The 13,570-nt window shown below is 65.7% G+C and carries 14 protein-coding genes; 7 read left to right on the top strand and 7 right to left on the bottom strand.

Going from position 1 to position 13,570, the window contains the following annotated elements:
- Window positions 1–18 precede the first annotated feature (18 nt).
- A complete protein-coding gene (locus tag MAAFP003_RS26410; RefSeq protein WP_165796512.1) occupies window positions 19–1,899 on the top strand; it encodes an alkyl/aryl-sulfatase in 1,881 nt (626 codons plus the stop codon).
- Window positions 1,900–2,069: 170 nt separating this feature from the next.
- On the opposite strand, the gene MAAFP003_RS26405 is transcribed toward MAAFP003_RS26410, so the two are convergent.
- The 6 genes from MAAFP003_RS26405 to MAAFP003_RS26380 form a co-directional block, all read right to left on the bottom strand.
- Entirely contained in the window at window positions 2,070–3,038 is a 969-nt protein-coding gene (locus tag MAAFP003_RS26405; RefSeq protein WP_096290545.1) for an NADPH:quinone oxidoreductase family protein, read from the bottom strand.
- Complete coding sequence (locus MAAFP003_RS26400) at window positions 3,038–3,649, bottom strand: TetR/AcrR family transcriptional regulator (RefSeq protein WP_096290544.1); 612 nt, start codon at window positions 3,647–3,649, stop codon at window positions 3,038–3,040. The genes MAAFP003_RS26405 and MAAFP003_RS26400 overlap by 1 nt, the downstream gene beginning before the upstream one ends.
- Complete coding sequence (locus tag MAAFP003_RS26395) at window positions 3,646–4,953, bottom strand: acyl-CoA dehydrogenase family protein (RefSeq protein WP_096290543.1); 1,308 nt, start codon at window positions 4,951–4,953, stop codon at window positions 3,646–3,648. Before MAAFP003_RS26395 ends, MAAFP003_RS26400 begins: the two co-directional genes overlap by 4 nt.
- 17 nt (window positions 4,954–4,970) lie before the next feature.
- Window positions 4,971–5,729: an SDR family NAD(P)-dependent oxidoreductase gene (locus tag MAAFP003_RS26390; protein ID WP_096290542.1), complete on the bottom strand. Its 759-nt coding sequence runs from the start codon at window positions 5,727–5,729 to the stop codon at window positions 4,971–4,973.
- A gap of 1 nt (window position 5,730) precedes the next feature.
- Entirely contained in the window at window positions 5,731–6,777 is a 1,047-nt protein-coding gene (locus MAAFP003_RS26385) for a phosphotransferase family protein (protein WP_096290541.1), read from the bottom strand.
- Window positions 6,778–6,962: 185 nt separating this feature from the next.
- On the bottom strand, window positions 6,963–7,634 hold the full coding sequence (locus MAAFP003_RS26380) for a methyltransferase domain-containing protein (protein WP_096290540.1): 672 nt from the start codon (window positions 7,632–7,634) through the stop codon (window positions 6,963–6,965).
- 108 nt (window positions 7,635–7,742) lie between these two features.
- Here MAAFP003_RS26380 and MAAFP003_RS26375 point away from each other — a divergent pair, with 108 nt between their 5' ends.
- Entirely contained in the window at window positions 7,743–8,351 is a 609-nt protein-coding gene (locus tag MAAFP003_RS26375) for a histidine phosphatase family protein (protein ID WP_096290539.1), read from the top strand.
- 9 nt (window positions 8,352–8,360) lie between these two features.
- Window positions 8,361–9,407, top strand: a complete 1,047-nt coding sequence (locus MAAFP003_RS26370) for a phosphotransferase family protein (RefSeq protein ID WP_096290538.1) — start codon at window positions 8,361–8,363, stop codon at window positions 9,405–9,407.
- Here MAAFP003_RS26370 and MAAFP003_RS26365 read toward each other — a convergent pair.
- Window positions 9,404–9,778, bottom strand: a complete 375-nt coding sequence (locus MAAFP003_RS26365; protein WP_096291440.1) for a LapA family protein — start codon at window positions 9,776–9,778, stop codon at window positions 9,404–9,406. The two genes, MAAFP003_RS26370 and MAAFP003_RS26365, sit on opposite strands and share 4 nt — an antisense overlap.
- Before the next feature lie 271 nt (window positions 9,779–10,049).
- Here MAAFP003_RS26365 and MAAFP003_RS26360 point away from each other — a divergent pair, with 271 nt between their 5' ends.
- Genes MAAFP003_RS26360 through MAAFP003_RS26345 form a run of 4 tightly spaced genes read left to right on the top strand, consistent with a single transcriptional unit; the run spans window position 10,050 to window position 13,537 of the window.
- Window positions 10,050–10,997 (top strand): ABC transporter substrate-binding protein, encoded by a 948-nt coding sequence (locus MAAFP003_RS26360; RefSeq protein WP_096290537.1) that lies wholly within the window; start codon window positions 10,050–10,052, stop codon window positions 10,995–10,997.
- A gap of 22 nt (window positions 10,998–11,019) precedes the next feature.
- The gene (locus tag MAAFP003_RS26355; protein ID WP_096290536.1) at window positions 11,020–12,111 is read left to right on the top strand and encodes an ABC transporter ATP-binding protein; all 1,092 of its coding nucleotides are present in this window, start codon (window positions 11,020–11,022) and stop codon (window positions 12,109–12,111) included.
- 2 nt (window positions 12,112–12,113) lie between these two features.
- Window positions 12,114–12,797 (top strand): ABC transporter permease, encoded by a 684-nt coding sequence (locus tag MAAFP003_RS26350; RefSeq protein ID WP_096290535.1) that lies wholly within the window; start codon window positions 12,114–12,116, stop codon window positions 12,795–12,797.
- Window positions 12,794–13,537, top strand: coding sequence for an ABC transporter permease (locus MAAFP003_RS26345; RefSeq protein ID WP_096290534.1), 744 nt, complete (start codon window positions 12,794–12,796; stop codon window positions 13,535–13,537). Before MAAFP003_RS26350 ends, MAAFP003_RS26345 begins: the two co-directional genes overlap by 4 nt.
- Window positions 13,538–13,570: the final 33 nt, after the last annotated feature.

Here is a 13,570-nt window from a genome sequence, read left to right as displayed (position 1 = left end):
GCGCCGTAATGGCAAGGTATTGCCGTGGACCACAAACCCCCCACCGCGGTCATCGAGTCGGCGCATGGTGAACATGTTTTGCCCTGGGATGACACAACGGATTTCGACAACGCCGATCGTGGATTTATCGCCTCCCTGTCTCCCTGCGTCATCAAAGCGGCCGACGGACGGGTGGTGTGGGACAACGATGTCTACGCCTTCCTCGACGGTCCCGCGCCAACCTCGGTGCACCCCAGCCTGTGGCGCCAATCGGGGCTGAACGCGAAACAAGGCCTGTACGAGGTGGTCCCGGGCATCTATCAGGTGCGCGGTTTCGACATCTCCAACATCACTTTCATCGAGGGCGACACCGGGATCATCGTCATCGATCCGCTGGTCTCCACCGAGGTGGCCGCCGCCGCGCTGGAGCTCTACCGCGCCCACCGCGGCGCCGAGCGCCCCGTCGTCGCGGTGATCTACACCCACAGTCACGTCGACCATTTCGGCGGCGTGCTGGGCGTGACCTCGCAGGCGGAGGTGGATACCGGGGCGGTGGCCGTGCTGGCCCCCGAGGGGTTCACCGCGCATGCCGTGCAGGAGAACGTCTACGCGGGTCCGGCCATGCTGCGGCGCGCGACCTATATGTATGGAAGTCTGCTGCAGCGCGGACCCCAGGAGCAGGTGGGCTGTGGGCTCGGCCAGATTCCGTCGGCGGGTGAGGTCGCGATCATCGTGCCCACCATCGACATCCGGGAGACCGGCGAGACGCACACCATCGACGGCGTGGAGATCGAGTTCCAGATGGCGCCGGGCACCGAGGCTCCGGCCGAGATGCATTTCTATTTCCCACGTTTCCGCGCGTTGTGCATGGCCGAGAACGCCACCCACAATTTGCATAATCTGCTGACCTTGCGCGGAGCACTGGTCCGCGACCCGCACGCCTGGGCGGGATATCTGACCGAGGCCATCGATGCCTTCGGCGGTCGCGCCGACGTGGTGTTCGCCTCGCACCATTGGCCGACCTGGGGACAGGAAAACATCGTCACGTTCTTGTCGCTGCAGCGCGACCTCTACGCCTACCTGCACGACCAGACGTTGCGCCTGCTCAACCAGGGCTACACCGGAGTCGAGATCGCCGAAATGTTCCAGATGCCACCGGCTTTGGATCAGGTGTGGCACACCCGCGGCTACTACGGATCGGTAAGCCACAACGTCAAGGCGGTCTACCAGCGCTACATGGGCTGGTTCGACGGCAACCCGGGACGGCTCTGGCCGCATCCTCCCGAGGCCCTCGCGCCCCGCTACGTCGACGCGATGGGTGGGATCAATCGTGTCGTCGAGTTGGCCCAAACGGCGTTCGACGCCGGCGATTTCCGTTGGGCCGCGACGTTGCTCGACCATGCGGTGTTCACCGACAGTGAGCACACCGCGGCTCGCACGCTCTACGCCGACACCCTGGAACAACTGGGGTACGGCGCCGAGAACGCGACGTGGCGCAACTTCTTCATGAGCGGGGCAACCGAACTGCGCCAGGGCAACCTCGGGACCGCGGGCCAGGTCACGTCGTCGACGATGCTCTCCCAACTGACGCCGGAGCAGATCTTCGACGGCCTCGCGATTCGCGTCAACGGGCCCCGCAGCTGGGATCTCGATATCACCATCGACATCTCTTTCGCCGACCTGGCCACCAATTATCGGCTCGCCCTGCACAACGGCGTACTCGTCTATCGCAACATCGCGGCCGACCCCGCAACGGCCACCGTTACAGTCAAGCTGCACAACAAGTTTCGCTTGCTGAAGACGGCCATGGGCGATTTCACGTCGCCGGGCCTGGACATCTCCGGCGACCAGAACGCGCTGCAGGCGTTTCTCGACATCCTCGACGAGCCGAACCCGAAGTTCAACATCGTCACACCGTAACCGTCACATCCGCCTCTTGCGCCCCGCCGGGAGGTGGACCACATTATTTGCCCGCCTCTGAGCGACAGTCGTGTGCGCGACCAAAGCTGCCGGACGTGTTGTCGCTCAGAGGCGGGCAAAAGAGCAATTGCCCTGTGCCGCGACCCCTGTGGCAGGAGGGAGTGATCGCGTCACGCGACGTCGATGACCACCTTGCCCAGCGCCTTGCGGTCGGCGACGTATCGCAATGCCGCCGGTGCCTCGGACAACGGGAATCGCGCGCCGATGTAGGGGCGGACCGTACCGTCGGCGAACAGCTGCGTCAGCTCTTCGATGTCGCGGACGAATTCCCTGGGGTAGTCAGCCATGAACGTGCGGATCTCCATGCCGCGCACGCAGATGTCTTTGAGCATAACGAGATTGAGCGGGATCGCAGGAATGCTGCCCGCCGCGTAACCGAGGGTGACAAAGGTGCCGCCGCGGGCCAGGCCGCGCAGCGCCGGTTCTGAATACGATCCTCCGACCGGGTCAAGGACCACCCGCGCGGCATCTCCGGTGAGTTCACGGATCCGCAATTTGAGGTCCTCGCGGTCGTAGTCCACGACGGCCTCGGCGCCGCGCTGCCGGCACAGTTCCAGCTTCTCCGGGCTCGACGCCGCAGCGAGCACCCGCGCCCCCATCGCCACCGCCAGATCAACGGCGGCCAGACCCACTCCACCCGCGGCACCCAGCACGACGACCCAATCACTTTGCCGCACAGCCGCGGTCGTGCGCAGAGCGTGATAAGCGGTGCGGTAGGTCACACCGAAGGCGGCAGCCGACGCGAAGTCGGCGTCGTCGGGCACCAGCGAGGCCTGCGTCGAGTCGAGCAGTGCCTGCTCGGCGAATGCCCCGAACGTGGTGCCGGCCACCCGCTGACCGGGGCGAAACGGCGCGCCCTCTCCGACGGAGAGCACCTCCCCGGCAATCTCATTGCCCGGGATGAACGGCGGTGGGATCTTGACCTGATACTTGCCGGCGATGAACAACACGTCGGGGAAATTGACCGCCGCGGCGTGCACCCGCACCAGCATCTGGCCGGGCGCGGGGACGGGCTCCGGAACCTCGTCGAGCACCAGGCTCTCCGGTGGCCCGTAGCTGCGACAGACGACAGCACGCATCAATTGGCTCCTAACCCGTTGAGACAGAACCGCACCACGTGTGCGATGTCGTCGGGCTCGGGCCGAACGGCCGAGCCCATGTATCGGCGCATCGTCGCCGCGGTGCAGCAGAACACCGCTTCGACGTCGCGCCCGACATCGGTACTTCCCAATGCCGCAACGGGTTCGGTCAACAGATCGCGCAAGGGGTACATCATTGCGTGATCGACCGTATGCCAGTTCGTGGCGGCGGCCATCTGACCGGCAGCGGCGCGGCTTTTCCTGATCAGGTCAGGTTCGGCGACTTGTGCCAGCGTGCCCTCGATCCAGCGGGCGATCTTGTCCCGCGGTTGCCGTTCCTTGGCCATCTGGTGGCGAAGGTAGGACTCGACGATGCCGACGCCACGCTCCATCACCGCCAGGATGAGGTCCTCCTTTCCGGCAAAGTACCGGTAGAAAGCCTTGTTCGACGACCCGGCCTCGGCGACGATGTCGCTGACCCGAGGCTCATCGGGCGCGACGCGCTCCATCACCCGCACCGCGGCGGCCAGGATTCGCTCGACCTCCGCGGTGGCCCCCCGCTGGCGCTCGTCGAGGGCGCGTTCGACGGCCGCGGCGACCCTGTCGGTCATGGCGAATGTGGTTGTGCCGGAACGCTACCGACCAGAGCGCCGTATTTCTGCCGGGCAGCGTCGCGGCGCACATCCAGCATTTCGCTCGGCCATTCGCCCTCCTCGGCCTCATAGCCTTTGAGTAGCATGCGAGCCAGGTTGACCTTGTGCGCCTCGGTCGGCCCGTCGGCAAGCCCGAGCGCGATGCCGCCCAGCAGCACGTTCACCAGCGGCAGCTGGTCGGTGAGCCCGAGCGCACCGTGTACCTGAATCGCGCGTAGCGCAATCGATTTCAGCACCTGTGAGGCCAGGATCTTGCACGCGCCGATCTCGGCGCGTGCGCTATGTTCGTCGCCGTTGTCGATCAGCCAGGCGGCGTGCAGCACGGTCAGCCGGAACGGGATAAGCTCGGTGTAGGAATCGGCGACGAACTCCTGCACGAGCTGCTTGTCAGCCAGCGGGCTGCCTTGGGTGAAGCGGCTTTTCGCGCGCCGCGCCATCATGTCGACGGCGCGCTGCGCCATGCCGATCGATCGCATCGCGTGATGCAGCCGCCCGCCGGCCAGCCGGGTCTGCAGAATCAGGAAGCCCTGACCGGCTTCACCTAGCAACGCATCCGCCCCCACCCGCACCCCGTCGTAGTGCACCAGCGAATGCCCTGGTTCGTGCGGGTCCGCGCCCACCAGATGATGGTTGGCTTCCAGATTCAACCCCTCGGTCCCGGCGGGGATCAGGAAGGTCGAGGCGCCACGGTGGACCGGCACGTCGGGATCGGTGATCGCGACGACGATGAAGAACGATGCGACAGATGCGTTGGAGGAGAAGTACTTTCGCCCGGTGATCACCCAGTCGTCACCGTCGCGCACGGCGCGGGTGGTGAACACGCGCGGGTCCGCACCGCCTTGCGGCTCGGTCATCGAGAAGCAGGAGAAGATCTCCCCGGACAACAACCCGGACAGATAGCGGTCCTTTTGCTCCGGCGTTCCGAAGCGCGCGATGATCTCCGCGTTGCCGGTATCGGGTGCTTGGGTTCCGAAGACGATCGGCGCCCACGGGCTGCGGCCAAGGATCTCGTTGATCAACGTCAGCTTGACCGCACCGAAGCCCTGCCCGCCCAGCTCCGGCCCCAGATGCGGTGCCCACAAGCCATTGTCGCGGACCTGCTGCTTGAGCGGATCGACGATGCGCCGGCGCTCGTCGTTGAGCGGCAGGAACTCGCAGCCCGGGAACAGCACCTCGAGCGGCTCCACCTCTTCGTGCACGAACTCGCGAACCCAGGCCAGCTTCTTCTCGAACTCCGGTTCGGTAGAGAAGTCCCATGACACGTGAATACTCCCGCCTTTTAAGGGATTCCGCCGTCGGTCCGCAGAATCGAACCGGTGGTGAAACTGGACGCGTCGGACGCCAAGAACAATGCCGCACCGACAATCTCGTGAGGGTCGCCGGCCCGCTTGAGGTGCAGGTGGCTGAAGTTGTCGTTCCCGGACAGATCCCACGCCTTGCTGACGTCGGTCAGGTAGGGCCCGGCCATCAGCGTGTTGACCCGTACCGTGGGACCGAAGGCCTGTGCCAGTCCTTCGGTCATCGCGTTGAGCCCGGCCTTGGCGGCGGCGTAGGGGATAATGCCGCCGTTGGGCCGCAGCGATCCGGTGGAGCTGACGTTGATGATCGACCCGCCGCCGGCGGCCACCATTCGTTCACCCACCAACGCCGACAACCGAAACGGCCCTTTGAGATTCAGGTTCACCACCGCGTCGAACAGTTTCTCGGTGACGTTGCTCAGCTTGTCGTACAGTGGCGACATGCCGGCGTTGTTGATCAGGGTATCGACCTTGCCGAACCGCTCGTAGGTGGCCTCGACCAGGCCGTCGAGCTGGTCCCAGCGTCCGACGTGCACGCCGTAGGGCAGCGCGGATCGTCCGGTTTCGGCCGCGATCTCCTTGGCCACCGCCTCGCAGTTCTCGAAGTTCCGGCTGGCGATCACCACGTCGGCGCCGCAGTGGGCGACGGCGAATGCCATCTCCCGCCCAAGTCCACGGCTGCCGCCGGTGATCAGCACCACGCGATCAGTGAGGTCGAAAAGTTGGTCGGCGTAACCCATTTCAGCGGCACCTGGTCGGCAGGCCGCGCGCCATCTCGGCCGCCGTCGCGATCAGCGCGAGGATCATCGGGCCGAACGCGTCGGTGATCTTGGGGTCGACCTTTCCGGTCCGCACGCCGGCGGCGTACGTCTTTTCCAACACGATGCCCAACTTCCAGTTGGCCAGCACCAGGTAATAGTCGATGTTCTCGGTGGAAAGCCCGCTGATTTTCTCGTAGTGGCCCAGCAACTCGCCCCGCTTGGGCATCCCGCTCATGTCCAGATAAAAGCCGTCGCCCTTAGGGTTTTCGCCGTCGTAGCCCAATAGGCACCAGGCCAGATCGAGCAGCGGATCGCCGACCGTCGTCATCTCCCAGTCCACGATCGCGGCGAGCTGAGGTTGACTGCCGTGCGCGAACATCACGTTGGCGAACTGGTAGTCGCCGTGCATGATGCCCGGCTGGTACTCCGCGGGCCGGTTGCGGCGCAACCAATCCGCGGCCTCGTTCAGGCCGGGCAGCTCGCGCACCTTGTAGGCGTCGAGGAATGCCAGCCACCGATCGACCTGCCGATCGTGGAATCCGTCCGGACGCCCGAAGCCCTCGAGTCCTTGTTCGCGCCAGTCGACCCGGCCCAGCTTCGCGGCGCCCTCGACGAGTTCGAATGCGAGCCCGCGGCGCGCGTCGAGGTCGATGTCGAACGGTGGCTGCCAGCCGCCGTCCATCGGGCTCCATCCGTCGATCGCCTGCATCACGTAGAACGGCATGCCCAGCACGGTGCCGCTGTCGTCGGCGGCGATCAGCTCGGCGTGCGGCACATCGGTGCCGGACAGCGCCCGCACCAGCCGGATCTCGCGCAGCAGGCCGTCGATGCGTGCGGCGTCTGCGCGGGCCCCGGGCATGCGCAGCACCATGCGCTCGCCGCCCCGCCGAATCAGATACAGCGTGTTCTGCGAACCGCCTTTGAGCTGCTGTAGGAGCGGCTCCTCGCCGCTTCCGGGAGCGTCGTTGGCGTCGAGCCATCGACCCAGCACACCCGGGTCCAGTTGGGTTTCTCCAGCAGTCGTCATTGTCCGCACACCCCACTCTCTGCGTGGAGAATAGCATTCTCCACCGCTGCTGCCAGCTCCTCAACCGCGGACGCGGCACAACAACACTCCTCAATCAGTTGTGTTGCATCCATCCCTTGAAACCGCCCGCTGAAAGCCCGCCCTGAGAGCACGTTCGGCGAAGGTGAGGGCGTTCACGGATGGTGCTAACCCGGCTTGTGTGCGGCGAGCAGGAATCCGTGCGCCGCGAAGTGCCCGTCGTCATCGCGTTCGATGTTCGGCAGGTCAACATCGAGGGCGGCCGCGTTGCCGTAGAGCTTCGCGGGGCGGACCTCGTCGACCTGCCACACCGTCGAGACGACGTCGCGCAATTCGCTTTCGGTGAAGCCCTGCGGACCGGGCCGGTCGCCGGGTTCACCGAGCGCCCCGGCCGCGAAGGCCAGAATGTACAGCGCCGCACTGGGCGCGGCTGCCCGAAAGATCGACCGCAGATAGCCCGAACGCCCCTCGGCCGGCAGAGCATGGAACAGCCCGCTGTCGAGGATGGTGGAGAAGCGGCCTTCGGAATCGGGTGGGTAGTCACCAAATTCGGTGACGTCGGCTTTCGCGAAAGTCGCTGTTGTCAACCCTTGTTCGGCGGCAGCCGCGGTCGCGGCATCGATCGCCGTCGCGCTGGCGTCCAGCCCGACGACCGTGTAGCCGCGCGCGGCGAGGGCCAACGACAGGGCGGCGTGGCCGCACCCGGAGTCCAGCACGTCGCTGCGGATCTTGCCTTGACCGATGAGGACCGCCAGTTCGGGCTGCGGCCGACCGATGCTCCACGGCGGTGGTGATTCTTGTCGATAGGCGGCGTCCCAATCGATGCTCGGCCGGGTCATCTGTCCTCCTCGGGATGGGGCCTCCCTTGCAGATTAGGCGGCGGCCGCGCGCCGTGGCGGCGGGCGATGAGAAACTGCGAACAAGCCACTCCGACGACAGGGAGAGACATGCAAGTGCTTCTGGTCCGGCATGCGCTGCCGTTGCGCAGCGAACACGGCCAGGGTTCGGACCCGGACCTTTCGGAAGAAGGGGTGGCCCAGATCGCGCGCCTGCCCGAGGCGCTCGCCAGGTTCCCGATCTCCCGGGTGATCAGCAGCCCGCAGCGGCGTGCCATCCAGACCGCCGAACCGGTCGCGGCGGCCCGGCAGCTGTCCGTCGAGATCGACGATCGCTTCGCCGAATACGATCGCGACCTTCCGGTGTACATCCCGGTCGAGCAGATCCGTGCGGAAAACCCGAAGGAGTGGGAGCGGCTGGCGCAGGGTCACTTACCCAGTGCGGTCGACGAAGACGCGTTCCGCGCACGGATCCGGGCGGCGATCGACGACCTCGTCGCGTCCGGGGACCCCGAGGACACCGTTGCCGTGTTCAGCCACGGCGGGGTGATCAACCTCTTGCTGCACGAAATCCTAGGCACGAAGCGGCTGTTGTCGTTTCCCGTCGACTACGCATCGGTGACCCGATTGTTGTATTCGCGGACCGGTCAGGCGACCGTGGCGGGGGTCAACGGTGTCGAACACGTGTGGGACCTGTTGCCGCGCAATCAGCGATGGTAGACAAGTTCGGTGACTTCGGCTGATCGACTCGACGGGCTGGACCTGCCCGCGCTGGACCGGTATCTGCGTTCGCTCGGTATCGAGCGCGACGGCGAGTTGCGCGGAGAATTCATCTCCGGCGGCCGCTCCAATCTCACCTTCCGGGTCTACGACGACAAAACGAACTGGCTGGTGCGGCGTCCACCGCTGCACGGGCTGACCCCGTCGGCGCACGACATGGCGCGCGAGTACAAAGTGGTGGCGGCACTGCAGGACACGCCCGTTCCGGTGGCCCGCGCGATCGCGCTGTGCGAGGACGACTCCGTGCTGGGCGCGCCGTTCCAGATCGTCGAGTTCGTCGCCGGGCAGGTCGTCCGTCGCCGCGCTCAGCTCGAAGCCTTCAATCACACCGTGATCGACAAATGCGTCGACTCGTTGGTCCGGGTACTCGTCGACTTGCACAACGTCGACCCGAACGCGGTGGGACTGGCCGATTTCGGCAGGCCCAGCGGTTATCTGGAGCGCCAAGTTCGGCGCTGGGGCTCGCAATGGGAACTGGTGCGGCTGCCCGACGACCACCGCGACTCCGACGTCGAAAGATTGCATTCCGGTCTGCGGCAAGCTATTCCGCCGCAGAGCCGTACGTCGATCGTGCACGGTGACTACCGGATCGACAACACCATCCTGGACGCCGACGACCCGACGCGGGTGCGTGCCGTGGTGGATTGGGAACTCTCGACGTTGGGGGATCCGCTATCTGATGCGGCCCTGATGTGTGTGTACCGCGACCCGGCACTGGATCTGATCGTCAATGCGCAAGCGGCCTGGACGTCGCCGCTGCTGCCGACGGCCGACGAACTGGCCGACCGGTATTCGCTTGTGTCCGGTTTGCCGTTGGCGCATTGGGAGTTCTACATGGCGCTGGCGTACTTCAAGCTCGCCATCATCGCCGCCGGCATCGACTTCCGCCGGCGCATGTCAGATCAGGCGAGCGGCAAAGACTCCGAGCACATGCCCGAAGTGGTCGCGCCGTTGATCTCTCGTGGACTCGCGGAACTGGGCAAGCTGCCCGGTTAGTCGCGCACCGCCGCCGCGTGATGTTTCTTGGCCGCGCGACGCAGCTGCAGAATCCGTGCGGTGCCGACGGCCACCGTGAGCAGGCCGCCAACCACCGCCGCCAGCAGGATGGCCACGCCTAGCGGCAGGCTCCAATGCCAGACCAAGAACTGAAACGGCGTCGATGTCGTGTTCTGCGTGATGAAGATCAGCAACAGGATCAGGATCAGGAAGCCCGCGATCAGTGCGGACCACAGCGCGCCGGCGCGGGTGAACCCGATGGCCGGTTCCTTGGGGTGGGTGGCCGCATGGGGCGGTTTCACGCCGCCGGGAGGCGCTGGGGGAGGCACAGGGGAAGCATGAACATAGGATACGAGTGGAAGAAATGGCAGAGGAGTGAAAGGAGAAAAAAGAGACGGTGGCGAAACGACGCCGCCCTCGGCTCGTGGGATGCGGAAGACGGCATACGAGATAGCGTAGCGTCTCGTGGGCTCGGCGGGATGCGCCGCAGTGGGCTTATGCGGCGGGTTGCCCGGCAAGCCAGGGTCGGGGCTGCTCATAGATTCATCTTTGTCCCATCCTGGCGAGAATGAAACCAAACCGCGCAAACCGCCTGCTTCATGGCCACAGCGCCCGGCGTGTGATGCCGTTACTGTCAGCGTTATGAGGATGCTGCGGCGCCTGCTCCGCGTGATTATCCCCGCGGCAGCGTGCCTCGTGGTCAGCGGCCTCGCCGCGTCGTGCAGCAATTCCGATCCGCTGGCGCCGGAGACGCGCAGCATGAAATCCATCGTGATCGGATCGGCCGACTTCCCGGAATCGCAGATCATTGCCGAGATCTATGCACAAACGTTGCAGGCCAATGGTTTCGACGTGGGAAGGCGGATGGGCATCGGCAGCCGCGAGACGTATATCCCGGCGCTCAAAGACCATTCCATCGATTTGGTACCGGAGTATGTCGGCAATCTGCTGCGCTACTTCGCACCCGACTCGACCGCGACCATGCTCGACGCGGTGGAATTGGAGCTCTATCAGAAGTTGCCCGGTGACCTGTCGGTTCTGACACCGTCGCCGGCGTCGGATACCGACACGGTGACCGTCACGGGCCGCACGGCCGCCGCGTGGAACCTCAAAACCATCGGCGATCTGGCCGCACACTCGGCGGAGGTGAAATTCGGGGCGCCGTCGGCCTTCGAGAACCGGTCGTCCGGCCTGCCCGGGCTACGGCAGAAATACTTGCTCAACATCAGTCCCGGCAACTTCATCGCGATCAACGACGGCGGCGGAGCGGTGACAGTACGCGCACTGGTGGAGGGAAAGGTGAACGCGGCCAACATCTTCACCACATCGCCGGCGATCGCACAGAACCATCTGGCGGTGCTGGCGGACCCCGAACACAACTTCGTGGCCGGCAACATCGTGCCGCTGGTGAATTCGCAGAAGAAGTCCGATCGCCTCAAGAATGTCCTGGATGCGGTCTCGGCCAAGCTGACCACTGAGGGTCTGGCCGGTCTCAACGCCGCCGTGGCGGGCAACTCCGGCATCGACCCCGACCAGGCCGCACGAAACTGGGTGCGGGACAACGGCTTCAACCATCCGATTACGCAATGACGACCGGTGTGGGGGTTAGACGGTGATCGTCTTCGACGATGTCTGCAAGACATTCGCCGACGGGACCAACGCCGTCCATCGACTGAGCCTGGCGGTCCCCAACGGCAAGCTGACGGTGTTCGTGGGTTCCTCCGGGAGCGGCAAGACCACCGCGCTGCGGATGATCAATCGAATGGTCGAGCCGACGTCGGGCACCATTACCGTCGACGGCCAGGACGTCAGAGGTGTCAACCCAGTGCAGCTGCGGCTCGGAATCGGTTACGTGATCCAGCATGCCGGGCTGATGCCGCATCAGCGGGTGATCGACAACGTCGCGACCGTGCCCGTCCTGCGGGGGCAACCCCGCCGGCAGGCCCGCAGGGCGGCCTACGAGGTGCTGGAACGCGTCGGGCTGGACGCCAAACTTGCCAACCGCTACCCGGCGCAGCTCTCCGGCGGAGAACAACAACGCGTCGGCGTGGCACGCGCACTGGCCGCCGATCCGCCAATCCTGTTGATGGACGAGCCATTCTCGGCCGTCGACCCCGTGGTTCGTCTTGAGCTGCAGAACGAAATACTGCGCCTGCAAAACGAACTGCACAAGACGATCGTGTTTGTCACACACGACATCGACGAGGCGCTCAAACTCGCCGACCGGGTCGCGATCTTTGGCCGTGGCGGCGCGCTGCAGCAGTACGACGAACCCACCCGACTACTTTCACGGCCGGCCAACGATTTCGTATCGAGATTCATCGGCCTCGGCCGCGGCTACCGGTGGCTGCAGCTGATCAAGGCGAATGGTCTGCCGCTGCATGCCGTCGACACGCTCCCGGTCAGCGACCTTATCGATCGTCCGCTGACCGGCTGGGCGGTGGTGGTCGACGACGACGGCCGTCCGTTGGGCTGGATCGACGGCGAGGGCCTGCGGCGCCACGGCGGTGGCGCGTCGTTGCCCGACAGCATGAGCGGCATCAGTGCGTTGTTCCGGCCCGGCGGCAACCTCAGCCAAGCGCTGGACGCGGCGCTGTCGTCGCCCTCGACGGTGGGGATCGCCGTCGACGGGGAAGGCAGGTTCATCGGCGGGGTGCTGGCTGCCGACGTGCTGGCCGAGGTCGAACACCAGCGGCGGATCTGACCATGCACTATCTGTTCACCCATCTCGGCGACGCCTGGACGCTGACGGTGATCCATCTGCGGTTGTCTCTGGTACCGGTGCTGATTGGGTTGCTGATAGCGGTGCCGCTTGGGGTGCTGGTACAGCGTGCTCCGATTCCGCGGCGGCTGACGACGGCGACCGCCAGTGTGGTGTTCACCGTGCCGTCGCTGGCGTTGTTCGTGGCCCTGCCGGTGCTTATCGGAACCCGAATCCTGGACGAGGCCAACGTCCTCGTCGCGCTCACCGCGTACACCGCCGCGCTGATGGTGCGCGTGGTGCTCGAGGCGCTGGACGCGGTGCCGGCCCAGGTCCGCGACGCCGCCACCGCTGTCGGCTACTCGTCCGTCAAACGGGTCCTGAAAGTTGAGCTGCCGCTGTCGATCCCGGTCATGATCGCGGGGTTGCGGGTGGTCGTGGTGACCAATATCGCGATGGTGTCGGTGGGTTCGGTGATCGGCATCGGCGGCCTGGGTACCTGGTTCACCGAGGGGTATCAGACCGACAAGAGCGATCAGATCCTGGCCGGCATCATCGCGCTGTTCATGTTGGCGGTCGTGATCGACATGTTGATCGTGCTGGCCGGCCGGTTCGCCACCCCCTGGTCCCACGCGGGTGCGGCCACGCGCCGGTCCGTGCTGGCTCCGGTCGTCGGTGGTGCACGATGAATTTCGTCCAGCAGGCGGTGTCCTATCTGCTGACCGTCGACAACTGGACCGGTCCGGTCGGCCTCGCCGCGCGCATCTTGGAGCACCTGGAGTACACCGCCCTGGCGGTGGGCGCATCGGCGTTGATCGCGATCCCGATCGGGATGGTGATCGGCCACACGGGCCGCGGCACGCTGCTGGTGGTGGGTGCGGTCAACGGACTGCGCGCATTGCCGACACTCGGGGTGCTGCTGCTGGGTGTGCTGATGTTCGGCCTGGGGCTCGGGCCGCCGCTGGTTGCCCTGATGCTGCTCGGTGTGCCGTCGCTGCTGGCCGGAACCTACGCGGGCATCGCCAACGTCGATCCGGTGGTGGTCGACGCCGCCCGCGCGATGGGTATGACGGAGGCCCAGGTGCTGCTGCGCGTCGAGACGCCCAACGCGATGCCGTTGATTCTCGGCGGGTTGCGCAACGCGACGCTGCAGGTCGTTGCCACCGCGACGGTGGCCGCTTATGCCAGTCTCGGTGGGCTCGGCCGCTACCTGATCGACGGGATCAAAGAACGCGAATTCCAACTCGCCTTGGTCGGCGCGTTGATGGTGGCCGGGCTCGCGCTGATCCTCGACGGCCTGCTGGCAATGGCGGTCTGGGTTTCGGTGCCCGGCACCGGGCGATTGCGCAGGCCTCGTCGACGAATCGATGTGACGGCGGACCCAGTTGCCGACCAGCCTGCCGTAGTGGGTGGGCACGTCTTACGGTAGGGAGTGTGAACAGCCCCTCTGACCCGACCGGCA

The sequence above is a fragment of the Mycobacterium ahvazicum genome, assembly GCF_900176255.2.
Lineage (GTDB): Bacteria > Actinomycetota > Actinomycetes > Mycobacteriales > Mycobacteriaceae > Mycobacterium > Mycobacterium ahvazicum.
The sequence above is the reverse complement of the archived record's forward strand: the minus strand, read 5'-3'. Positions and strand labels throughout refer to the sequence as shown.

What these genes read in the sequence shown, in the direction of transcription:
- MAAFP003_RS26345 (WP_096290534.1), top strand. Translation starts at nt 12,794, where the DNA reads ATGAATTTCGTCCAGCAGGCGGTGTCCTATCTGCTGACCGTCGACAAC.
- MAAFP003_RS26390 (WP_096290542.1), bottom strand. Translation starts at nt 5,729, where the DNA reads ATGGGTTACGCCGACCAACTTTTCGACCTCACTGATCGCGTGGTGCTG.
- MAAFP003_RS26375 (WP_096290539.1), top strand. Translation starts at nt 7,743, where the DNA reads ATGCAAGTGCTTCTGGTCCGGCATGCGCTGCCGTTGCGCAGCGAACAC.
- MAAFP003_RS26360 (WP_096290537.1), top strand. Translation starts at nt 10,050, where the DNA reads ATGAGGATGCTGCGGCGCCTGCTCCGCGTGATTATCCCCGCGGCAGCG.
- MAAFP003_RS26385 (WP_096290541.1), bottom strand. Translation starts at nt 6,777, where the DNA reads ATGACGACTGCTGGAGAAACCCAACTGGACCCGGGTGTGCTGGGTCGA.
- MAAFP003_RS26350 (WP_096290535.1), top strand. Translation starts at nt 12,114, where the DNA reads ATGCACTATCTGTTCACCCATCTCGGCGACGCCTGGACGCTGACGGTG.
- MAAFP003_RS26380 (WP_096290540.1), bottom strand. Translation starts at nt 7,634, where the DNA reads ATGACCCGGCCGAGCATCGATTGGGACGCCGCCTATCGACAAGAATCA.
- MAAFP003_RS26405 (WP_096290545.1), bottom strand. Translation starts at nt 3,038, where the DNA reads ATGCGTGCTGTCGTCTGTCGCAGCTACGGGCCACCGGAGAGCCTGGTG.
- MAAFP003_RS26400 (WP_096290544.1), bottom strand. Translation starts at nt 3,649, where the DNA reads ATGACCGACAGGGTCGCCGCGGCCGTCGAACGCGCCCTCGACGAGCGC.